This window comes from Chloroflexota bacterium, from assembly GCA_020161265.1.
GTDB lineage: Bacteria > Chloroflexota > Chloroflexia > Chloroflexales > Herpetosiphonaceae > Herpetosiphon.
In genome coordinates, this window is the sequence record JAIUOC010000006.1 from 112,508 (window position 1) to 134,166 (window position 21,659).

The following is a 21,659-nucleotide window of genomic DNA, read 5'->3' on the forward strand; positions in this document are numbered from 1 at the left end:
TTTAACCGAAATCGTGGTACAATCACCTGAATACCTCCCGCCAGACGGGACCCAAATATGCCATCTAAGGCACAAGCGATGATGCTTGTGCTTTTGTGCAACATAAGGAGGCCAAATGGCTTTACAACAAATTGATACCCTGCTGCTTAACGGCATCGTCGTCACAATGGACGCAGCAGGCACGATCATTCGTGATGGTGGGGTGGCAATTCAGGCTGGTGCAATCGTCGAGGTCGGGCCAAGCAGCCAGTTGCGCGAACGCTATACCGCCAGCCAAACGATCGACTGTAACAATCATGCCATTGTGCCTGGCTTAATCAATGGCCATGCTCACGTTCCAATGAGTTTGTTGCGCGGCATCGTCGCCGATCAGCAGCTGGATGTGTGGCTCTATGGCTATATGTTTCCAGTCGAAAGTCGCTTTGTTAACCCCGAATTTGTCTACCATGGCACGCGCCTCTCGTGTGCCGAAATGATCAAGGGCGGCATTACCAGCTTCGTCGATATGTATTATTTCGAGGAAGAAGTAGCCCGCGCCGCCGATCAAGCTGGGATGCGGGCGATCTGTGGTCAAACTGTGATGAAATGGCCCACCCCCGATGCTGCTTCTTACGATGAAGGTCTCGAGCGCACTCGCCGCTTTTTCGAGCAATGGAAAAATCATGGTCGGGTGATTCCAGCGATTGCGCCGCACGCACCCTACACCTGTAACAGCACCATCTATCGCGCTGCCGCCGAATTGGCCCGCGAATTCGATGTGCCGCTGGTAACTCACCTCAGCGAAACCGCCCGCGAAGTCGAAGAAGCTCGCCAGTTGGTCGATAAATCGCCAATCGCCTATGTCGCCGATTTGGATGCCTTTACCGATAAAGGGATTGCAGCCCATTGTGTGCACATCGACAAACGCGATATGCAATTGCTCAAAAAGCATAACGCGGGAGCCGTGCCCTGTCCAACCAGCAACCTCAAACTGGCGAGCGGCGTGGCCAAATATGGCGAAATGCTACAAGCTGGTGTGAATGTGGGGCTTGGCACTGATGGCCCTGCATCCAACGACGACCAAGATTTGTGGTTGGAAGTGCACTTGGCGGCAATTTTGCCCAAGGGTGTCACGGGCGATCCCACTGTGGTCAACGCCAAGCAAGCCTTTGCTATGGCTACGAGCATGGGTGCTAAAGCTGTACACCTTGATCATTTGGTTGGCAGCGTCGAAGCTGGCAAACGCGCCGATATCACAATTGTTGATTTGGGTGGATTGCACGTCGTGCCAGCCCCAGCCTACAACTACAGCAACGATTCAATCTACAATCACTTGGTCTACTCAGCCCGCTCAGGCGATGTACGCCATGTGTTGATTGATGGGGCATTTGTGCTGCAAGATCGCCAATTGTTGACGCTTGATGAAACCGAAGTTCGGAGCAATGCCCTGCGGATCGCCGAAACGATCAACCAATTCCTTAGCCAACGTGAAGTCAATTTGTTGGATAAAATTCTGGCAATCGGCGGAGTTAAACAAGCTGAAATCTTCGAAGTTCAAGTCAAAGCCCGTTTGGACGATGCTAGCAGCGTTGAAGCTTTCCTCGAATCGGAGGCGGTCGAAATTACCAAGGCGAGCGAACGCAAGCAATACGATACCTACTTCACCTTCGATGATCCCAATCGTGGGCGGATTCGCTACCGTGAAGATCATCGGGTTGATGGCTCGCGGCTTGAGCCAAAATACAATTTGACTTTGACCATGCCCAATGAACGCGAAGATTTGCCCTCGGCAGTCTTGCTTTCACGGGCACGCTACACCGCGCCAGCTGATCGTTCGTTACGCTTCTATCGTGAATATTTCTCGCCCGATCATGTGATCGAAGTTGAGAAATATCGCCGCCGCTGGCGGATTATGTATGGCGAGGTTGATTTTGCGATCAATATCGACATGATCACCAGTGGCCCGGCCAAAGGCACCTATTTGGAAATCAAGAGCCGCACATGGTCGGCCCGTGACGCTGAAGGCAAAACCCAAATCATCAGCGAATTATTGCAATTGGCCGGAGTTACGCCCGACCAAATTATCAAGCAAGAATACGTTGAATTAGCCCAAGCTTAACCTAAAAATCCCGCAGTCATGAACTTCATGGCTGCGGGATTGGTTCGGTTGGCAAGGCAAAGGCTTATTTAATCGTGATGCTTGATGCTGATCCTGAAAGATAAATATCTAAGCGATACTCCTCTGGGGTAGCTTCCCAATCGGGGCTGCTATACACATCATCATCAACTTGCTGAATATTCAAATCGCGACTGAGATTGAATGCCGTTGCATTATCATCGCGCTGAATTCGCACGGGAATATTGACGGGCAAGCTTAATTCCAAGGTGGTTGCATCGATATTGAAATGATATTCACCACGCTCAGCTAAGCTAATCACCGCCGAGCCTGCATCTAATTCAGCATCAACTTTGCCAATTTGCAAGGTCGATAAATCAGCATTTAACGTTACATCACGCAAATCCCAATCGAAATCAACTGGGTGATTCATCGAAACCAAAATTGTTTGCGGGCCTTTATTACCACCAAATGGCTCATCTTGACCCAAAACAATGCTGATATGTTCGCTATCTGGATTCAGTTCACGTAAGCCAATATTGGTTGCTTGCACAACGCCTGCAATCGAGGTTTGACCGTCGAGGATTTCGGGCTTGATTTCAAGCGTACTGCCGCGCTCGCTGACCACAACCTTTGCCATTTGAGGCATGGATGCGGCAGAGCTATAGATTTCATAGTTGGGTTCAGTATAGGTAAGGCCATACAAGCCCAACACGCTCAAAACTACCAATGCTAAGCCCAGCCCGAAGCGTGGTCGATTCCGCGCCACCAAAAGATCGAGGCCAGCCCCGATCAACAAGACTGGCCAGAACTCATCAAGCAGATCAAACAAACTGGCATCGAAGAGATTGATTGCCGATAGTGCCCCGAGCAAACCGAGGCCGATCAGCAAACAGGGCCAGAATAATGAGCGACGTTGCACCTGTTCTGTCGCAGCTGTCATAACCAATATCTCCCGCTTCTAGCCACGCCGCCGAAACAACATGATCCCTAAGCCAATCAACAACAATGGCGTAATAAATTCTGCTGCCCCACCAAATTTATCGATAAAGGTGATCAAGCCAAATGCCAGCAGCAACAACCCTAGCACTTTCTTGTTGTTGCGGGTTGACCGTGGCGCATGGGCTGGTTGCTGAGCCTGCGAATAAGGCGGAATATACTGATCAGGCCGGACTTGGACGGTTGTGCCAGTATAGGCTTCTGGTTGCTCAGCGATTGGCTGGCCAGTAAATGGGTCGTAGCGATAGGGCGAGCTAACATTGCTGAATGGTTGCTGTGGTGGCGGCACAACCCCCGCTTGCTGCTGCGGCATAAAGGGCGGTGGCATTGCCCCAGGTTTTTCGCTCGGCATAATCAACCACAATACAGGATAAATCAAAAACGTTAAGCCCGTAAAGACCAGTAAAATCATGACTAAACGCACCAGCGTTGAATCAATTTCAAAATAAGCACCTAAGCCTCCACATACGCCAGCAAGTTTGCGGTCGTAATAGGAGCGCAATAACCGTGGTTGCATTGTTTGCCTCCGAACCTTGTGTAGTTTTGCTATCGATATGACGCGCTTTGTGGTGCAATTGTTGCAAGCAATCATCGCACCAACAGGCTAAACGCTGAAACCTTTTTTTGCAGGGTTCGTATGTGCTAAGTTCAAGCCTTGGGTATGGGCTTGCAAGCGGTTGGCATTGTATGCAATCAAGCCAACTCTGTCGAATTTTTGACGCAATGCGAAATTAACAAAGCACGATGGTATAATTACGCCTCAATCCAAGCATGCGTGTTGCAGCGCCACTTACGGCCTGTCTAATAGTTTTTTTAAGGAGTCGCTTCATGCCTTCTAACCGCGCTCGTGTTCGCCGTTCACTGCCGGGTATTGCCATCGAAGGCATGCCTTTCATCGGAGCCGGCTTGGGCTTGACCGCCCTGACAGCGTTATTTAGTCGCAAGGCAGCGATCTTACCTCTCGCGCTCACAGCCTTTACCAGCTATTTCTTCCGCGACCCCGATCGCGAATGCCCCGCCGATAGTTCAATTTTATACGCCGCCGCCGATGGCCATATTACGATGATCGATGAAGTTGATGAGCCACGCTTTATTGGCGGCAAAGCCACGCGAATTGTCACCTTCTTATCGGTGTTCGATGTACATATCAATCGCACCCCTTGCGCTGGCACAGTCCAATATCGCGATTATGTGCAAGGCGAATTTCGCGCTGCATGGGATGGCGAAGCCGATATCGTCAACGAGCGGGCTTATTTAGGCCTAGAAACTGAGCATGGCCCAGTGTTGATTAGCCAAATTGCTGGATTGGTAGCTCGTCGAATCATCACATGGCCAGTGGTTGGCGAAGAATTAGGCGCAGGTGAACGCTTTGGCTTAATTAAATTTGGCTCACGTACCGATATTCTGGTGCCAAGCGGCTCGATCAACGTCTTTGTCAAGAAGGGGCAGGCCATCAAAGGTGGGTTGACCCAGATTGGAGCATGGCTGTGAAATTTCGCCGTTCATGGGTTCCCAATCTTGTTACGTCGGGCAACCTGTTTTGCGGCTTTTTAGCAGTTATTGCTGCTGTTGATGGTCAGGCCTTCAAAGCCGCTGTGCTCATTTGTTTGGCTGCAAGTTTTGATACGCTCGATGGTCGCGCCGCGCGGATGTTGGGCGTAAGTGGCGAGTTTGGCAAGGAATTGGATTCACTAGCCGATGTAGTTTCATTTGGCACTGCTCCAGCCTTGCTGATCTACCAAATATCGTTGCGCGAAGTTGGCTGGATTGGCACAATCGCTGCGGGCATTTTTGTGTGCTGTGGCGCTGGCCGTTTAGCCCGCTACAATTTGATTACCAGCTCGGATAAGCGCTTTTTTGTGGGTATGCCGATTCCGATGGCGGGTATGACTGCTGCTTCGTTGGCGCTCTACACTGGTGCACTCAACCCGTATGTGGCAACAGCATTAATTGGCTTTACTGGCTTTTTGATGATTAGCACCTTGCGTTTCCCTAGTGTCGAGCAAATCGCCTTTGAAACCTTCTTGCCAATTCGGATCGCCTTTATCGCGATCTTTGTGTTGGCACTTGCTCGGCCAAGCCAATTTTTATATGTCTTACCCCTCAGCTATATCTCCTATGGCATGATTGCCAACATTGTTTGGGCAATTCGTGGGCGTGGTTCGCGCAGCGCCGCTTAACAACAATTGGGCGTAGTAACCAACTACGCCCAATCAGCAAAAAGTTCAACAATAATTTAACTTGGTGGAATAACTGAATCCTGGGGTAAGCCTTGGCGGCGCAACATACCGCGTAAAATGCCAAAGCGCAAACGAGCCAATTGAGCTTGAGCCGCAATGCTGGTGCGTAAAGCCGCCTCGACTTTGCTGCGACGAGCTGGTTCTATTGGCGCTGCGACTGGTGCTAGTTGGTTTTGTTCACTCAGGTAGGTTTTGGCGCTTTGATAGCCCAAATCCATCAATTGGCTGCTATAGCGAAAATCACGCACATCAAGCCCACTGTAATGCAACATTTGAATATGATGCACTTTGACTCCAGCCTTAGCTGCCAAGCGCACTAATTCGCGTTCATGAGCCATTTGACGACGCATCAAGGCATCAAAAGTGCGGGTCAACGAGCCACGCATCCCAAACGGCGGCACGGTGGCGGCTGCATCAAGCCCAATTTCCAAGGCCCAAATTTCGCTAGCCCCTTGTTGCAAAGCCACGCCAATTGGCAAATTCGAGACGAACCCACCATCAAGGTAAGTTTCGCCGCGATAATGATAAGCAGGCAAATAGGGTGGCACGGCAGCGCTGGCCATCAAGGCATCAACCAAGCGCTCACGGGGATCATCGCCAAACAAATGCATATCACCAGTGCGATAATTGGTGGCCGTGACAAAAAAGGGAATGGACAAATCGCTGAAGCGCCGAATATTGGGCGGTAGCAGCGAGAGAATAAAGCGTCGCAAGCCATGATTATGATGCAGCGAACCACGCCCACGCACCACCCGCCAGGCTGAGCGCAACGAACCACCAGGAAAAATATCCTCGCGCTTGACGCTTTTCCAGCGCTGGGCGATGCGTTGAATGCCAGCTAAACTAGGATGACAAGCTAAAACTGCCCCATTGATTGAACCAACCGAGGAACCAACGACTAAATCGGGGATAATGCCGGCTTCGAGCAGCGCGAGAGCTGCTCCGGCTTGGAGTGAGCCGCGATTGGCTCCACCACTAAAGACAATTGCACGCATAGAGACAACCTTTCATGACCATTCTGCCACATCGTTGGGACAAACGTAGGTCTCAGGCGAGGCTCTACACGCTCGATAATCAAAGCTTACTCTGAGGTATCAAGCGGAGTTAGGGGATGCTGGAAATCGCCCCGTGCGCCGCCCGTTTTATTCCGAACAAAAACCTGCTCGATCACCATAGCACGATCAACAGCTTTGGCCATATCGTAAATGGTCAAGGCTGCGACTGATGCTGCCATCAGCGCCTCCATTTCTACGCCAGTGCGGCCTGTGCAACGCACCGTGCTGATAATACGAAGCAGCGATTGCGCAGGATGCGCCTCGATTTCAATCGTTACGGAACTTAGCGGGAGTGGATGACACAAGGGAATTAAATCGGCAGTACGTTTGGCTGCCATAATTCCAGCGATGCGGGCGGTTGCCAAAACATCGCCTTTGGGCAATTCTCCGGCCACCAAAAGATCTAATGTTGCTGGTTGCATACGCACATCGGCTTGGGCTTGGGCTTGGCGTTGGGTAACCGCTTTGTCACCAACATCAACCATATGCGCTCGCCCTTGATCATCAAGATGGGTCAACATGAATCGTTTGGTTTCCTCAAACCGCGAAATGAGCCAGCGTCCGTTCGAGTTGATCAACAACTTGGGGCACTAAGCCAGTTTCGCGCACATCGATTAATTGAGTAAATCGGCCTTGTTTACTGCGTTGTTGCGCCCAGGTATGCACTTGAGGCCGAAAACCATCTTCGATCCAAAAGATCGGGGTTTGCCAATCGGCGAGGTGCTTGGCAACGCTGTTGAGTTTCCACAAAATCGCCGTCGGATTTTCGGGCAATGGCTCGATCAAGGGCAATTCTGGTAAGCCAAGATCGCTATGTAAGCCAGTATTGGCTAGTTGCAGCCAGGTCGAACACCACATTAATTGGCCGATTTTGGCCAGCCGGGCGATCGAAGCATGAATTTGGGGCGGATATTGCACTGGAATCCCCGGCGGGATGTGCTGTTGTTCGCGCCCCAAACGGCCAAACATATTGATCACCCCATCAATATCGAGCAAAATTAACGGACGTTGATCGTGCCAATTGAGTTTAGCCACGCCGTTGCTCTTGCAATGGGCGAATGCCAAGCCCAACTTGTTCGAGCGCATATTCGATACCATCTTGTAAGTTGGCACGAACCGACAATTGGCGCAGATCGATTTCGAGGCCAACAATTGTTTGGGCAACTTCGGCGCTAATACCGACCAAAATTACTTGTGCCCCCAACAAACTCACGGCCTTAGTGGTTTGCACCAAATAATTGGCGATATTGGTATCAACAATCGGCACACCTGTGATATCCATAATCACAATATCCGATTGCCGTGCCACAATTTGCTCAAGCAGATCTTCGGTCAACATTTGAGCACGATTGGTATCGATCGAGCCAACCAAGGGCAAAACCAAAATATTATCGTGGATTGGCGCGATTGGTGCTGCCAGTTCGCGCAAAGCAGCATTGGCTTGATCTAGTTCACTGGTCATTTGCTGCAAAGTTTCTTCGCGCTCACGAATGCGGGCTTCGCGGATATCGACAAAGGCTTGATAGCTATTTTTATTAGCAATAAAGGTAACCTCAGCAGCGACCGCTAAAACTAAAGCATAATTTAGTTCATTATCAACAAACAATTCACGGGCTGCAAATTTCAAGGTTTCGTAAATCGCCTCGCCAACTTGGGCCACTGTTTCGCTATTGGCGTTAGGATTATCAGCTACAAGCCGAATCGACTGACGTGAAAAATCGATTAAGGCTTGCAAATCACCGCGCAAAGCCGAAATTGTCGCCACAAATGGTTTTTGCATGCGAGGAATCAACTCTGCGTCCGAGAGCTTGGAATAGGGCGATTTGGGAATTTGGCGCAGCAAATCGCCAGTATGTTTGGCGAAGCGCCCAAGATTGGCTTCTAGAAAGTCGGCTAATGCATGTTCGACGCTCATTGGTATCCTCGTTATCAACTAAATTGCTGATCGTCAGCGCCCGTTTGTCTCGTACAATGGTGATTATACCCGTTTCTACGGTTGGCTTCTATGGTTCTCTTTATGGTTCTTAATAGTACTTTTGTGGAATGAGGAACACGATGACCCATACTACTCCCGATAACTTTTTGGGCTTAGATCAGCAGTATAGCACGCTGGAGACCAGCAAAGTGGTAGTTTTGCCCATCCCCTTTGAGGCTACTGTGAGTTATGGTGGTGGCACGGTCAATGGGCCAACGGCAATTATTGAGGCTTCGCAACAGGTCGAATTTTATGATCGTGAATTCGATACTGAGCCAGCCAAAAACTGGGGCGTGCACACCTTGCCCAGCGTCGATGTCAACGATCAAGACCCCGATAGCGCTATGCACAGCATTGCCAAGGCGGTTGAGCAAACTGCACGTTTGGGCAAATTGGTGTGTGTGCTGGGCGGCGAACATTCAGTTTCCGGCGCGGTTGCTCAAGGCCTCCACGCGGTACACGGCGATTTCGTGACAGTGCAGATTGATGCTCACGCCGATTTGCGCGATGAATATGAGGGCAGCAAGCACTCCCATGCTTGTGCGATGCGCCGGATTCTCGATGTTGGCGCTGGCGATTTGTTGCAATTGGGCATTCGATCATTGGATATTAGCGAAGCCCACATGATCAAAACTGACCCACGGATTACGACCTTTTATAGTGAAAATGTGCATGATGGGTTGCATCTGCAAGCCTTGCGCGATTTTGTACGGGGCAAGCAAGTCTATTTTACAATCGATATTGACGGCTTGGATGTTGGCTTAGTCCCAGCGACTGGTACGCCCGAACCTGATGGCCTGACATGGCGCGAAGTGCTCGAAATTACCCGTATTCTAGTGCAAGAATCCTCTAAGGTTGTGGCCTTTGATATAATGGAATTAGCACCAATTGAAAATTTACATTCGCCAAATTTTGTTAGTGCCAAGCTCACCTACAAGGTTATGAGCATTATTATGGCTAAACAAGCTGATTTGTGGCAATAGTTTTGATTAATCATCACAACCATGCCTAGCATAAACCCAATTGATGATTAATTGCTATTACTTGCCATAACCTTGAGCGTAGCACCACAACGGACACCAAGCATCAGCATTTGGTGTTCGTTGTTGCATCTTTGGTAATTTTTACTCAAGGCTAATTCCAAAGGTGTGTTTTGTGTGAGGTCGTCGATGCTGATGTTTGAGGTAGGTCTATGAAGCATGCATTTTCACTGCGTTTTACTCGTTTGCTTTCATTAGGAATGGTCGGTTTATTGATTGTGACGGGGGCGCTGCTTAATCGCCCTGCTGCTGCCCAACGGGTAGCCCCACCAACTGCCAAACAACTCGATCAATCTGTTATCCAACGGGCTGAAGCTTTGAATCAAGCGCCTGCTCAGCGCGAAGTGCCGCTTACGATTCAACGCTTGCGAGCCTTGAATTTGCCGCCAGCCGCGCCAAAACCTGTAGCGCAGCCAAGACCATTTGTGCCGACAGGGATTTTTGTGGTCAATACGGTTGCTGATACCAACGATGGCGCGTGCGATGCTCTTGGCACGGGCACTGGCAACCAAGATTGTAGCTTGCGCGAAGCGATTAACGCGGCGAATGCCAATGTTGATGCTGACACGATTAATTTTGCGATTCCAGGGGCGGGTGTAAAAACGATTGCGCTGACGAGCGAATTGCCAGCCCTGCAAACGCAAATCCAAATCGACGGCTGTAGTCAAGCAGGCAGCGATTGTAGCATTTGGCCAATGAGTTTGATGGTCGAGCTTGATGGCTCAGGGTTGAGCGACCCTGTGGGAATTACAGATACTGAAATTTTGCTGGCCGAAGCTGATGGCTCGGTAATTCGTGGCTTGGTTTTGAACGCTGCTCGTAGCCCAAGCTTTTATACCTGGGTTGGGATTAACGTCCAAGGCGACAACGTTTGGCTAACTCAAAATATTATCGGCCTCGAACCCGACGGCCAAACCGTCAATGGCAATAATATGGGCATTTTGCTCTATCCGAATAGCACTCAAGCGATGATTGGAACCAATGGCGATGGCAGTAATGATGCGCTCGAAGGCAATATTATTGCTGGCCAAACTTTTAATGGTATTTCATTCTCGGGTGGCGCGAATACTCGTATCGCAGGCAACTATATTGGGGTGGCCAGCGACGGCAATACTGCCCGCAGTAATCGTACTGGCGTAGAATTTTTTGGGCCGACAATTGGCAATGTCACAATTGGCACCAACAGCGATGGCATTGGTGATGCCGCCGAACGCAATATCATTAGCGGCAATACCTTAGGCATCTATATTTATGGCTCATCGAATAATCAAATTAGTGGCAACTATATTGGATTAAATGCAGCCGGAACCATCGCTACACCTAATGAAGCAGGTATTAATATCGGTGGTAATGCCAGTGAGACGATCATTGGAACCAATGGCGATGGTGTACGCGATGCCGTCGAAGGCAACGTGATCAGTGGCAATAGCGCCGAGGGCGTGCAAATTGCCGAATTTAGCGGTGGCTCCAACGGCTTTCCAAATGATCATGTGATTGCTGGCAATATTATCGGGCTTGATCCAACTGGCTCGACAGCAATTGGCAATCAGCGTGGGGTCGTGTTGCGCTTTGGTCCAAGCGGTACACGCATCGGCACCAACGGCGATGGCATGAGCGATGGCTTAGAACGCAATATCATTAGCGGCAACGTCGATCTAGGGGTTGGCGTTGGTGGTGGCGATCAGCCAATTACCGATACGATCATCAGTGGCAACTACATTGGTACGAATATCACTGGTTTAGTAGCTCGCCCAAATGGGGCTGGGGTGCAAATTCAAAATGAAGTTACTGGCTTAGTGCTGGGCACTAATGGCGACGAAACCGCCGATGATGCCGAGGGCAACCTGATTAGTGGCAATAATGGCAATGGCGTAAACTTTGTTTTCGATCCTACCAATGTTGCCGTGCAAGGCAATCGCATCGGCGTAGCGCTTGATGATAGCCCGCTTGGCAATCAAGGCGACGGCATTGCGCTGCTCGAATTGAGCGGAATGACCCCAAGTAACATCAAAATCGGCGGTGAAGGCTTATTTAGCGAAAATATCATTGCGTTCAATACTGAGCTAGGTGTTGATATTAATAATGATGGCCCGACTGCCAACGATCTTGATGATCTTGATGCAGGCCCGAACAGCACCCAAAATTATCCAGTAGTCGTCAGTGTTATCGATGATGGTACAACGGTTGCAGTCCAAGGGACATTCAATAGCACTGCTAGCCAAGAGTTACGTTTGGCTTTTTACAGCAATACCACCTGTGATGTTTCGGGCTATGGCGAGGGCCAACAATTCTTAGAAAGTGATTTTTTTACGGCTGATGCCGCTGGAAATGGCGCATTTACCAAGCTGTTTCCCAGCCCAGCCCCAAACATCACGATTTTAGCAACGAATACTGCAACCAACGAAACCTCGGAGTTTTCGCAATGTTGGGTTGCGCCCCCAGCGACAGCCACCCCAACCGCGACCAATACACCAACCAATACACCAACCAACACAGCGACGAACACGCCAACGTTAACCCCAAGCAACACGCCAACCAATACGGCGACGAATACCCCAAGCAACACGCCAACGCCCAGCAATACCGCTTTGCCGGTTACCCCAACCATTCCGCCGAGTGCATGCGTGCCAGGCAGCAATCTGCAAGTATTGTTCAGTGATAGCGTGAGCAGCGAGCCACTATGGAATGTCAGTGGCACAGGCCCAACATGGGGCTTGGATAGCAGCAGTTTTAATAGCCCCAGCCTTTCGTGGCATGCCGATAATCCTGAGACGATTAGCGATCAACGGCTAACGACGATGGCCGGCATCACAATTCCAGCAGGCGCGAGTGAAGTAACGTTGTATTTCAACCATAACTATAGCTTTGAGTTTGATACCGAAGGTGGTGGCGGTGAACCAACCCCAATGCCCGAACGCTCAGCCAAACGCAACAACACGCCATTTGATATTTATTATGATGGTGGGGTGGTTGAATATAGCACCGATGGCGTAACCTTTAACGATCTTGGTAGTTTCTTTACAAGCTCGGGCTACGATGGCGTACTGACACTTGAGAGCGATAATCCCTTAGCAGGACAATCTGCGTTTGTTGGCTTGAGCGGCGATTATCCAGTTTACATTGAAGAAACTGCTGATTTAAGCTCGTTGGCAGGTCAAACAGTTTGGTTGCGCTTCCGCATGGGCAGCGACAGCTTGGTTAGTGCTCCTGGCTGGAATGTTGATGATATTGTGGTGGCTGGCTGTGTGCCAAGCGCCGCAACCAACACGCCAACGGCAACCGCTACGGCAACTGCCACGAACACGGCGACAGCAACGCCAAGCAATACGCCAACTAATACGGCAACACCAAGTAATACGCCAACCAGTACCGCAACAGCTACGGTCACTAATACACCAACGAATACAGCAACGGCGACACCAAGCAACACGCCTAGCCCCACTGGCACGCCATTTATTGGCACAAGCCAAAACTTCTTGCCATTGGTGTTGGGCTATTGCTATGCCGATTTACAGGTGAGCAGTATCACAGTTGACCAGCAATTGGTTGTAACAGTCACCAATCAAGGTAATTGTGCGACGAGCGAAGCATTTTGGGTCGATTTGTATATCGCGCCCAATCCAGCACCTAGCCATGTTAATCAACAATGGTGGGATGTCGCGAACCAAGGCATTGTTTGGGGTGTGACCGAGGCGCTTGCGCCAGGTCAATCGATCACGCTTCGTCCATACGATCAATATTATTCAGCACGGCGCAGCGAGTGGGCTAACCGAATTGCAGCCCAAACTAAGCTGTATGTTCAGGCCGATGCCTACAATCTAGCAACCAGCTATGGCGCAGTTTTGGAGTTGCACGAAGCCTTCAATTTTGAATATAACAACATTGCCTCAATCACAACCAGTGCTAATTTCAGCCAACCAACTGGGTTGCGTCAGCAATTAGCAACCGAAACAGGCTTGCCGCTGCGGGCGCTGCCAAGCAATCCAAGCCCAAATCAATTTCGGTCAATTCCTGCTCGCTAAAATAGGAGCGTCTAACGAAACGCCGATTAATCGATTGTGATTAATCGGCGTTTTGACATGCCAAAAATTGCTTGCTTATGGCTCTATAATTTAAGTATTCAGCCAAACCAATTTGACGATTAGCCTGCTTGTCTCTACAATCGCCAAACTAATCCAGCTCGTGAGGGATTTTATGCTCAACCAACGTGTTATGCGCCATTGGCAATTGCCAACATCGGCCTCGCCCAGCCAACTTCGCAGCCTCGGCGAGTATCATCCATTGCTGGCAGCTATTTTATGGGGTCGCGGTTGGCGCGATGCAGCAGCGGTTGAGCAATTTCTCAATATCGATTGGAAACAACGCCACGATCCTTTTTTGTTGCACGATATGGATCGCGCGGTCGAACGGATTAAGCAGGCAGTTACTCAACAACAACGGGTCGTGGTCTACGGCGATTTCGACACCGACGGCGTGACCGGAGTTACGTTGTTGATGCAATTGTTCAAAGCCTTTGGTCTGCCAGTGCGCCCCTACATTCCCAAGCGTGAGGGCGAGGGCTACGGCCTGAATTTGGCAGCAATCGAAAAGTTGCATCAGGAAGGGCTTGATTTGCTGGTAACAGTTGATTGTGGTATTAGCAACATTGCCGAAATTAGCCGCGCCAACGAGTTGGGCTTCGATACGATTGTGCTTGATCACCACCAGCCGCCAGTCAATTTACCACCTGCCTATGCCGTGGTTGACCCCAAACGCAGCGATTGTGCCTATCCCTTCAAGGGGTTGTGTGGGGTTGGTGTGGCCTTTAAATTGTATGAAGCATTGTGGCGAGCAGGTATTCAGCCCGACAACTTGCGAGCACGTGACATTCTCGATGTGGTGGCGCTGGGCACAATCGCTGACATGATGCCCTTGACTGGCGAAAATCGGGTGTTGGTTCATTTTGGTTTGCAGGCCATGAACGAAAGCCAACGCCCAGGCTTAAAGGCGTTGTTGCGGGTGGCCGGAGTTGAACAAGGCAAAATTGATGCGAGTAGCGTTGGGTTTCGGCTTTCGCCACGCATTAATGCCGCTGGCCGTTTGGTCGATGCGCGAATCGCCTATAGTTTGTTGCTGGCTCCCGATCAAGCCCAAGCTGATGGCTTTGCCGATCAATTAAATAGCACCAATATTGAGCGTCAAGCCCTAACCCGCGATGTGCAGCAGGCCGCCCGCGAATTGGCCCAAAATAGCGGCCAGCTTGATCAACGTATTTTGGTGATTGTGGGCGAGGATTTTCATCATGGGGTGGTGGGCTTGGCAGCTGGCAAATTGGCCGAAGAATTTGCGCGGCCTGTGCTGGTGATGGGCAAAGAAGAACAGCGCAGTCGGGGTAGCGCTCGTTCGATTCCAGGCTTCAATATTGTCAATGCCTTGACTGAATGTGCCGATTTGTTTGAAAAATATGGTGGCCATGCCGCCGCCGCTGGCTTTACGATTGCCAATGAGCATATTCCAGCGCTAGAACAACGCTTACAAGCAATCGCCAATCAACAGATTACCGATGCGATGATGGTGCCGCAGTTGCCAATTGATACTGAGGCGACGTTTGATCAACTGAATCTTGACACGCTGGCCGTGCTCGAAAAAATGGCTCCGTTTGGGCTAGAAAATCCCCAGCCACGCTTTTGCAGTCGGCGCGTAACGGTGATCGAGGCGCGTGGGGTTGGTGCTGAAAATCAACATTTGCGCTTGCGTTTACAACAAGGTCGCCATTATCAAACCGCAATTGGCTTTAACCTTGGCGATTGGTTGGCGGAATTACCCAATGGTTCGCAGATCGATATCGTTTATACTGTGGGCATCAACGAATGGAATGGGCGCAGTTCGGTGCAACTTACGCTGGTCGATTTGCGCTTGAGTGAAGGGCAACGATGAGCTTAGTTTTAGCCTCAGCTTGGCAGCCACGCGGCGAATTAGCCCGTTTTGAACGGCTTTTACCCCAATTAATCCAATTGTATCGAGCAATTGTGATCACCACGCCGCCAACAATTGATGCTCAATTGCTGCAAAGCCTCAACGAACTGCCAAATGTTAAGGCAGTGCCAACCACTGAATGGTTTCAAGGCCGCCACTTGGCCTTGGCCGAAGCACTCAAAACTCAACCAAACTATATTCATGCAATTGATTTTGACCGTGCATTGCGTTGGGTCGAAACGCGCCCCAGTGAATTGACCAGCATTGCTCAACGTTCGCAAACCCATTGTTTAATTATTGGCCGCACTTGGCAAGCCTACGCCACTCACGCCCGTGCCTTGATCGAAACTGAGCGTACTAGCAATACAATGGCCTCGTTTTTCCTTGGCATGCCGATGGATATTAGTGCTGGCGCACGCGGCTTTACTCCAGTTGCGGCGCATTTTATTTTGGCCAATAGCCCGCCGCTTGATGCACTGGGCACTGATGCCGAATGGCCTGTTTTGTTGCATCGTGGCGGCTTCAAGCTTAATTATTGCGAAGTTGATGGCCTTGATTGGGAGATACCCGACCAATTTCAGCCGCAAGCTGCCGATGCCCAAGCCCAGCAAAGCCAAGCCGAACACTATGATAGCCAGATCGAGCATTGGCGCTATCGGGTCGAAGTTGCTCAGCGCATTGTGCAGGCTGGAATTGCCGCCGCCCGCCGACCCTTGCAATTTCTCTCTTAAAGCAAAAACCGCGCTCCACCGAATGGAACGCGGCGTAGTAATCAGCACTAATTTAGCGGAAGCTCTCAGTAATATCGCGCACTTCCTCGTATTTGGCTTTGAGGTTTTGCAGCGCTTCCTCGGTAACAGTTTGCAAATTGCGATAAATTTGCTTATCGAGCATTTTGCTCTTATCGCCATCAGGCCACAAACGCCATGAATCGTTGTCGATCATATCGGCGACGATCAGGCTACCATCGGCAGTGCGGCCAAATTCGATCTTGAGATCAACCAATTGCACACCGCGCTCAGCCCAAGTTTGTTCAAGCAACTCAAACACCCGCGTGCCTTCTTGCTCGATAAAACTGACTTCCTCGGCAATCGCCAAGCCCTTTGCAACAATCCCTTCCAAGTAAATTTGGGGATCGTGGTTGGCATCGTCTTTATAGAAAAACTCAACCAATGGTGGGCTAAAACGAGTGCCTTCGGGCGTTTCAGGGTGGCGGCGGCAATATGAGCCAGTTGCCAAACGGCGCATGACTACTTCCAAGGGCAACATTTCACAACGTTCAACCAGCATTACCCCAGGTTCAGGGTCGGATTGATAGTGGGTGCGCACGCCACTGCGGTTGAGCAAGGCAAAGACATTAGCCGAGGTGCGACCGCTGATCGCGCCTTTTCCGTCGATTTCATTGCGTCGAGCCCCATCGCCAGCGCTAATCGAATCCTTTTGGACCATATAAGCCAAGCTTTGATCTTCAGGGTGAGCATAGATAATCTTGGTTTTGCCTTCGGCTAATTTTGTGCCGTATTGCATTGAAAACGCTCCTTCATGCGTTGTTGAGCAAGCAAATTCAATGGCAAACTCACCAAATGGAGTCTGCCCGCCCCATTATACATGCTTATGCGTTTTCACTTTTGATCCCCTGCAACACAATCAAGAGGTAGCGTTCGCGTTGCTCAGCTTGATCGTCGCCGATTGGCAGGCCCGCCAACAAGGCCGATAAATCGCCAGCTCGTAAATCTGGCCGTACCAAACCAGCCGCTTGCGCACGATCAATTAAGGCTTGAATCGCTGGATCAAAGCCGCGTTTGGCTTGACTGGTGGTTTCGATCAAATTGCTATGTTGGTGAATCATGGTTTTAAAAGCTCGATCTTTGATTTGGCGTTTAGCCATGCCCCGCACCACCTGCTCAACCGCCCACCAAGGATCAGCCGAATCTTGCAAGCTCGCCAGAAAATCGGTCACCACCTGAAAATGCTCCTGAATCACCAAATTCAAAAGGCCTTCTTTGGAGCCAAAATGATGGTAGAGCGTGCCAACCGCCACGCCTGCATCGCGAGCAATCGCATCCATGGCGGCGCTTGGCCCATCGCTGGCAAATCGTGCTTTGGCCGCCGCCATAATCCGGCCATGGTTTTGTTGCGCATCAGATCGTTGCGCCGAGGGTTTTTTGGGTGATTTTAAATCATCAGTCATGATTAATTACCTCTTGACAAATTGAACCATAGTTCAATATAATCAAGTTGAACGTCAATTCAACATATTCAACAAGTATAGCATAGACCCAAACGAAAGGATTAATTGATGACAACCGAGCTGCAACAGCGCACAATTCAACTTGGGCCTACCACAATTACGGCAATCGTTGATGTCACCACGCCATGGCCGATGCTGCCGGTCAGCGACGCAATTTGGGATAAGGTTCGTGCGGCCTATCCTAGCTCATTTTATAACGCTGAAACCTTGCTGGGACGAGTGCATTGCTATTTGATTCAACAGGCTGGTCGCACGATTTTGGTTGACACAGGTTTGGGCAAAGCGCCACCACCAACGCCAGCGCTGAGCAGTCAACAGCTTGAGGCTCAATTAAGTTTGATGGGAATTGATGCTACGGCAATTGATACCGTGTTCTTAACCCATCTGCATGTTGATCATGTTGGCTTGAATACGCATTATGTTGATGACAAATTGCAAGCGCGGTTCCCCAATGCCCGCTATTTGGCCCATAAAGCTGAACAAGGCCTGATTGAATTTATGCAAACTCATACGCCCGAACGCGCTGGTTACTTGCAAGATCAGGTGTTGTGGCTAAACGAGCAGGGCTATTTAGAATTTTTTGAGGCTGATTTTGAATTGGCTGAAGGCATCACAACTTGGTTTACTCCAGGCCATAGCCCGGGCCACACTGGGCTGTTGATCGATCATGGCACTGGTGAGCGAGTGTTAATTGCAGGCGATATCTTTTTCAACCCAATTCAAATGTTTCATCCAAGTTTTGCTACTGGGTTGGATGTTGATAACAATCAAGCGCATGCCACTCGCCTAGCGGTCTTGCGGCAGGTCAGTGATGGCAAAACCTTAGTTGCCCCATGCCATTTTCCAACGCCAAGTTTTGGCTATGTCGTGCCCGATGGTGATGCCTATCGCTGGCAACCGATTGCTGAGGATTAGGTTGTTTTTAACCACGAAGAACACGAAGCGCACGAATGTTGGTTTTGAAGTGCTAGCATAGTTAAATGCAATTCAGGCATGTACTCATTACACCATTTACGTTCTTCGCGTCCTTCGCGGTTAAATATCAGCGCTTGAAGCTAGAGATGCTCGATATCTTTGGCTCCGCGTCGCCAATCGCTGGCAGCCATAGGGCGTTTACCTGCGGGCTGAACTTCGAGCAATTCGAGTGCACCGCTGCCAGTTGCCACCAAAATTTGGCCTTGCTGCTCGATCAACATGCCAGGTTGAGCGTTACCGCTCCAACTGGTATGAGCTTTGGCTCGCAGAATTTTAAATGGCTGATCGTTGAGTTTAACTGCTGTGCCAGGCCAAGGATCATAAGCGCGGGTCATACGTTCGATCACCAAGGCTGGCAAATTCCAATCGATCAAGCCGTCGTTTTTGCTGATCATTTGGGTATAAGTAGCTTGGCTATCATCCTGAATTTGAGCCTGAATTTGGCCCGCAGCATAGGCTGGCAACACTTGAGCCAGTAACTCGCCACCTTGGCGCATTAGTTGGGCCGTCCATTCACCAGCGCGGGCTGTTTTGGCTAACGGCATCACTACCTGCCCAAGAATTGGCCCAGCATCCATTTTGGCCGTTAGCTTGATGATTGAAACGCCAACCAAGTCATCGCCTGCCAAAATCGCCCCAGTTACGGGGGCTGGTCCACGATACAGCGGCAAAATCGACGGGTGAATATTCAAATAGCCCAAGGCTGGAATCTGCAATACATGTTTGCGCAAAATTTCGCCATAGGCTGCCACCACCCCAACCTCAGGCTCAAACGCCCGTAAACGTTCGACCGCAGCCGGATCTTTGAGGGTTTCTGGTTGAAAAACTGGAATGCCCAAGCGTTCAGCGGCAAGTTTGACTGGCGGCGCAGTCAACACATTTTTGCGCCCAGCCGGACGATCAGGCTGGGTTACCACACCGACAATCTCATGGCCGCTAGCATGCAACAACTCAAGCGGTGCAACCGCAATCTCAGGCGTACCTAAATATAAAATGCGCATCGACGCTACCTCACGCTGAATAATGCTAGCAACCATGATACCTTGCTTGGGCGAAAACAAAAGCAGTGGTGTAATTGCTGTTAGTAAATAGATACGTTGGATACATTCACAGTCTGATGGTAACCCAATAATTGTGCTTTAGGGGGTGCAGGGGGATGAAAACCCACTGCGTTTCCCTCCGACGGAGGGACGGAAGGGTGGCGAAACAAAAATCGAAAATGCAAAAATTCTACTGAGAGATCTACTGAATCAAGTTAAGACCTGATCGCAAGCCGCTTAAACTATGTTAAGATAGCGCTCAATTCGGCGGCAACATCAGGCGGAAGCAAATCTGTATGCGTGGGTGGTACCAGAAAAAACGCATAACGCTATCGTGGCGCACTCTTTTAGGTTGGGCAATGATTGTCCAACTGGCTTTGGTGTGCCCATTGGGATGTGTGATTCACTGTCTGCTGCAACACCAACCAATGCCAACGATGCCAGCGGCGCATCAAGCCAGCATGTTCGTCTGCGAACTTACAACTCAGCACAATTCAACTCCAAGTGGCACGCCAAGCGGCCTAGCCCAAACCGGTATGGGCACGAGCTTGGTGGCAATGTTTGCGATGGTTGCTTTTTGGCCAATTGCCGTCATCGCTTTGCACAGCTTGCGCCGTTTGAATTGGCTGATTCAACGCCCCTTTGATTCGTTTCAACTTCAATTGACCACACCCCCTCCGCGCTAAACCCAACTCAACCCACAATTAATGATTTTGTGATCTCATCGTGCGCTGCATGGTGAGGGTTTTTGAGTTTGGGAGTGTTCCGAGCATGACAATTCTTTTGCGTGTGCGCTATGCCTTGGTAGGTTTGGCTTTACTTGGTTTGGTTGCCTGTGGTTCGGCAGCGAAAGATTCAGAAGTAGGCGTATTTGCCGGGGTTCCAACGACCGCGCCAATAGCAAGTAATAGTGGCGCAAGCACTGGCGATGCTGTTGCTGGCAAAGCGATTTTTGATGGTACAACCGCGATTGTTGGTGGGCCGCCATGCCTGAGCTGCCATGTGGTCGAGGCCGGTAAGCCGCAAACGGTAGGCCCAAACTTGGCTGGAATTGCTGATCGCGCCGCTACTCGGGTGGCAGGTCAGGATGCCAGCCAATATTTGCATAGCTCAATTGTTGATCCCAATGGTTTTGTGGTTGATGGTTTTGCCCAAGGCTTGATGTTTGCAGGCTATGGCGATGCCTTAACTCCACAACAGGTTGATGACGTGGTGGCCTATTTATTAAGTTTGAAGTAAGGCGGCCACCTATGCTCTCAAGCCGTGTAATTGTGCCTAGCCAACGCCGTTTTTTAGTTGGCGGTTTGGCTAGCATCGCGATTAGTGTGCTGGTGTTGATGCTGAGTGTTTGGCAAATGCCAGATCAAACTGCACCAGCAACGCTTCCAACGAGCCAACCAACTGCGGTTGCCGCAGCACCAATCCCCCAATTTACCCGCGAATCGACCACCGATTGGAGCCTTGGCAAGCCAACTGCGCCAATCGTGCTCGATTTGTATACCGATTTGACTTGTAGCCATTGCCGTGACCTGCATTTGGCCATGGAATCGAAGGGCTTTCTCAGCCAATTTATCGATTCAGGCGATGTCTACTTGCGTATTCATATGTTGGCGATGCCTGAAGTTTCGCCGTGGTCGGTCGATGTCACGGTGATGAGCGTATGTGCTGGCAGCCAAGGTCAATTTTGGCCAGCCTACGATGCGTTGATGCGGGATGCGGCTTGGCTGACCGCACCCAACCCGCGTCAACAAGCCCAAGCTCAAGTGCTGCAAGCAACCACCCTCGATCGTCAAGCGTTTGAAGCCTGTTTTCAACGCCCCGATTTTGGCCGTGAAATCGTGGCGTTTAGTCGTTGGCAAGTTGCCAATGGCCTAGCTGGCACACCTAGCGCCTATGTCAATGGGCATGCGGTGGTTTGGCGCAGCAACCCAATCGACGATCTCATAACGGCAATTCAACAATGGTTACCAGAGCCTGCAACCCCACAACGGCGTGATCCAGGTGGCAGTCTGCAACAACAGTATTAATGTCGAT

Annotated in this window: 20 protein-coding genes; 11 read left to right on the forward strand and 9 right to left on the reverse strand. The window is 50.4% G+C overall.

Features of this window, described 5'->3' with window-relative positions; genetic code table 11:
- Window positions 1–115: 115 nt before the first annotated feature.
- Window positions 116–2,098, forward strand: a complete 1,983-nt coding sequence (locus tag LCH85_14720) for an amidohydrolase family protein (protein ID MCA0353244.1) — start codon at window positions 116–118, stop codon at window positions 2,096–2,098.
- 64 nt (window positions 2,099–2,162) lie between these two features.
- Here the strand turns inward: LCH85_14720 and LCH85_14725 are convergent, their stop codons facing one another.
- Both LCH85_14725 and LCH85_14730 read right to left on the reverse strand, forming a co-directional pair.
- Entirely contained in the window at window positions 2,163–3,038 is an 876-nt protein-coding gene (locus LCH85_14725; protein MCA0353245.1) for a DUF5668 domain-containing protein, read from the reverse strand.
- 18 nt (window positions 3,039–3,056) lie between these two features.
- Window positions 3,057–3,611, reverse strand: coding sequence for a PspC domain-containing protein (locus LCH85_14730; protein MCA0353246.1), 555 nt, complete (start codon window positions 3,609–3,611; stop codon window positions 3,057–3,059).
- A 311-nt stretch (window positions 3,612–3,922) separates the two neighbouring features.
- On the opposite strand from LCH85_14730, the gene LCH85_14735 reads away from it, so the two are divergent.
- Both LCH85_14735 and pssA read left to right on the forward strand, forming a co-directional pair.
- Entirely contained in the window at window positions 3,923–4,585 is a 663-nt protein-coding gene (locus LCH85_14735; protein ID MCA0353247.1) for a phosphatidylserine decarboxylase, read from the forward strand.
- Window positions 4,582–5,274 carry a CDP-diacylglycerol--serine O-phosphatidyltransferase gene (gene pssA / locus LCH85_14740; GenBank protein MCA0353248.1) on the forward strand — a complete coding sequence of 231 codons (693 nt, stop codon included), beginning with the start codon at window positions 4,582–4,584 and terminating at the stop codon, window positions 5,272–5,274. The genes LCH85_14735 and pssA overlap by 4 nt, the downstream gene beginning before the upstream one ends.
- A 56-nt stretch (window positions 5,275–5,330) precedes the next feature.
- Here the strand turns inward: pssA and LCH85_14745 are convergent, their stop codons facing one another.
- The 4 genes from LCH85_14745 to LCH85_14760 all read right to left on the reverse strand — a co-directional run bounded on the left by LCH85_14745 (window position 5,331) and on the right by LCH85_14760 (window position 8,304).
- A complete protein-coding gene (locus LCH85_14745; protein ID MCA0353249.1) occupies window positions 5,331–6,329 on the reverse strand; it encodes a patatin-like phospholipase family protein in 999 nt (332 codons plus the stop codon).
- Window positions 6,330–6,415: 86 nt separating this feature from the next.
- Window positions 6,416–6,910 carry a cyclic pyranopterin monophosphate synthase MoaC gene (gene moaC / locus LCH85_14750; protein ID MCA0353250.1) on the reverse strand — a complete coding sequence of 165 codons (495 nt, stop codon included), beginning with the start codon at window positions 6,908–6,910 and terminating at the stop codon, window positions 6,416–6,418.
- A gap of 16 nt (window positions 6,911–6,926) precedes the next feature.
- Complete coding sequence (locus LCH85_14755; GenBank protein MCA0353251.1) at window positions 6,927–7,424, reverse strand: hypothetical protein; 498 nt, start codon at window positions 7,422–7,424, stop codon at window positions 6,927–6,929.
- Complete coding sequence (locus LCH85_14760; GenBank protein ID MCA0353252.1) at window positions 7,417–8,304, reverse strand: STAS domain-containing protein; 888 nt, start codon at window positions 8,302–8,304, stop codon at window positions 7,417–7,419. Before LCH85_14760 ends, LCH85_14755 begins: the two co-directional genes overlap by 8 nt.
- Before the next feature lie 140 nt (window positions 8,305–8,444).
- Here LCH85_14760 and speB point away from each other — a divergent pair, with 140 nt between their 5' ends.
- The 4 genes from speB (at window position 8,445) to LCH85_14780 (ending at window position 16,090) form a co-directional block, all read left to right on the forward strand.
- Complete coding sequence (gene speB / locus LCH85_14765) at window positions 8,445–9,347, forward strand: agmatinase (GenBank protein MCA0353253.1); 903 nt, start codon at window positions 8,445–8,447, stop codon at window positions 9,345–9,347.
- Between the two features lie 209 nt (window positions 9,348–9,556).
- Window positions 9,557–13,426, forward strand: coding sequence for a CSLREA domain-containing protein (locus tag LCH85_14770; protein ID MCA0353254.1), 3,870 nt, complete (start codon window positions 9,557–9,559; stop codon window positions 13,424–13,426).
- A 172-nt stretch (window positions 13,427–13,598) separates the two neighbouring features.
- Complete coding sequence (gene recJ, locus LCH85_14775) at window positions 13,599–15,320, forward strand: single-stranded-DNA-specific exonuclease RecJ (protein MCA0353255.1); 1,722 nt, start codon at window positions 13,599–13,601, stop codon at window positions 15,318–15,320.
- On the forward strand, window positions 15,317–16,090 hold the full coding sequence (locus LCH85_14780; protein ID MCA0353256.1) for a hypothetical protein: 774 nt from the start codon (window positions 15,317–15,319) through the stop codon (window positions 16,088–16,090). The genes recJ and LCH85_14780 overlap by 4 nt, the downstream gene beginning before the upstream one ends.
- Window positions 16,091–16,142: 52 nt before the next feature.
- Here LCH85_14780 and LCH85_14785 read toward each other — a convergent pair whose 3' ends face one another.
- Both LCH85_14785 and LCH85_14790 read right to left on the reverse strand, forming a co-directional pair.
- Window positions 16,143–16,886 (reverse strand): phosphoribosylaminoimidazolesuccinocarboxamide synthase, encoded by a 744-nt coding sequence (locus LCH85_14785; protein ID MCA0353257.1) that lies wholly within the window; start codon window positions 16,884–16,886, stop codon window positions 16,143–16,145.
- Between the two features lie 85 nt (window positions 16,887–16,971).
- Complete coding sequence (locus LCH85_14790; protein ID MCA0353258.1) at window positions 16,972–17,550, reverse strand: TetR/AcrR family transcriptional regulator; 579 nt, start codon at window positions 17,548–17,550, stop codon at window positions 16,972–16,974.
- A 108-nt stretch (window positions 17,551–17,658) separates the two neighbouring features.
- Between LCH85_14790 and LCH85_14795 the strand changes: the two genes are divergently transcribed.
- Complete coding sequence (locus LCH85_14795; GenBank protein MCA0353259.1) at window positions 17,659–18,525, forward strand: MBL fold metallo-hydrolase; 867 nt, start codon at window positions 17,659–17,661, stop codon at window positions 18,523–18,525.
- Window positions 18,526–18,665: 140 nt separating this feature from the next.
- Here the strand turns inward: LCH85_14795 and fmt are convergent, their stop codons facing one another.
- A complete protein-coding gene (gene fmt / locus LCH85_14800) occupies window positions 18,666–19,586 on the reverse strand; it encodes a methionyl-tRNA formyltransferase (GenBank protein MCA0353260.1) in 921 nt (306 codons plus the stop codon).
- A gap of 398 nt (window positions 19,587–19,984) precedes the next feature.
- Here fmt and LCH85_14805 point away from each other — a divergent pair, with 398 nt between their 5' ends.
- The 3 genes from LCH85_14805 (at window position 19,985) to LCH85_14815 (ending at window position 21,652) form a co-directional block, all read left to right on the forward strand.
- Window positions 19,985–20,311 (forward strand): hypothetical protein, encoded by a 327-nt coding sequence (locus LCH85_14805; GenBank protein MCA0353261.1) that lies wholly within the window; start codon window positions 19,985–19,987, stop codon window positions 20,309–20,311.
- Window positions 20,312–20,396: 85 nt separating this feature from the next.
- On the forward strand, window positions 20,397–20,864 hold the full coding sequence (locus LCH85_14810) for a cytochrome c (GenBank protein MCA0353262.1): 468 nt from the start codon (window positions 20,397–20,399) through the stop codon (window positions 20,862–20,864).
- A gap of 11 nt (window positions 20,865–20,875) precedes the next feature.
- The gene (locus LCH85_14815; GenBank protein ID MCA0353263.1) at window positions 20,876–21,652 is read left to right on the forward strand and encodes a DsbA family protein; all 777 of its coding nucleotides are present in this window, start codon (window positions 20,876–20,878) and stop codon (window positions 21,650–21,652) included.
- Window positions 21,653–21,659: the final 7 nt, after the last annotated feature.

Bases quoted from the DNA above. Each gene is read 5' to 3' on its own strand.
- LCH85_14720 (MCA0353244.1), top strand. From the start codon at position 116: ATGGCTTTACAACAAATTGATACCCTGCTGCTTAACGGCATCGTCGTC.
- LCH85_14725 (MCA0353245.1), bottom strand. From the start codon at position 3,038: ATGACAGCTGCGACAGAACAGGTGCAACGTCGCTCATTATTCTGGCCC.
- LCH85_14730 (MCA0353246.1), bottom strand. From the start codon at position 3,611: ATGCAACCACGGTTATTGCGCTCCTATTACGACCGCAAACTTGCTGGC.
- LCH85_14735 (MCA0353247.1), top strand. From the start codon at position 3,923: ATGCCTTCTAACCGCGCTCGTGTTCGCCGTTCACTGCCGGGTATTGCC.
- LCH85_14745 (MCA0353249.1), bottom strand. From the start codon at position 6,329: ATGCGTGCAATTGTCTTTAGTGGTGGAGCCAATCGCGGCTCACTCCAA.
- moaC (MCA0353250.1), bottom strand. From the start codon at position 6,910: ATGTTGACCCATCTTGATGATCAAGGGCGAGCGCATATGGTTGATGTT.
- LCH85_14760 (MCA0353252.1), bottom strand. From the start codon at position 8,304: ATGAGCGTCGAACATGCATTAGCCGACTTTCTAGAAGCCAATCTTGGG.
- speB (MCA0353253.1), top strand. From the start codon at position 8,445: ATGACCCATACTACTCCCGATAACTTTTTGGGCTTAGATCAGCAGTAT.
- LCH85_14770 (MCA0353254.1), top strand. From the start codon at position 9,557: ATGAAGCATGCATTTTCACTGCGTTTTACTCGTTTGCTTTCATTAGGA.
- recJ (MCA0353255.1), top strand. From the start codon at position 13,599: ATGCTCAACCAACGTGTTATGCGCCATTGGCAATTGCCAACATCGGCC.
- LCH85_14780 (MCA0353256.1), top strand. From the start codon at position 15,317: ATGAGCTTAGTTTTAGCCTCAGCTTGGCAGCCACGCGGCGAATTAGCC.
- LCH85_14785 (MCA0353257.1), bottom strand. From the start codon at position 16,886: ATGCAATACGGCACAAAATTAGCCGAAGGCAAAACCAAGATTATCTAT.
- LCH85_14790 (MCA0353258.1), bottom strand. From the start codon at position 17,550: ATGACTGATGATTTAAAATCACCCAAAAAACCCTCGGCGCAACGATCT.
- LCH85_14795 (MCA0353259.1), top strand. From the start codon at position 17,659: ATGACAACCGAGCTGCAACAGCGCACAATTCAACTTGGGCCTACCACA.
- fmt (MCA0353260.1), bottom strand. From the start codon at position 19,586: ATGCGCATTTTATATTTAGGTACGCCTGAGATTGCGGTTGCACCGCTT.
- LCH85_14805 (MCA0353261.1), top strand. From the start codon at position 19,985: ATGATTGTCCAACTGGCTTTGGTGTGCCCATTGGGATGTGTGATTCAC.
- LCH85_14810 (MCA0353262.1), top strand. From the start codon at position 20,397: ATGACAATTCTTTTGCGTGTGCGCTATGCCTTGGTAGGTTTGGCTTTA.
- LCH85_14815 (MCA0353263.1), top strand. From the start codon at position 20,876: ATGCTCTCAAGCCGTGTAATTGTGCCTAGCCAACGCCGTTTTTTAGTT.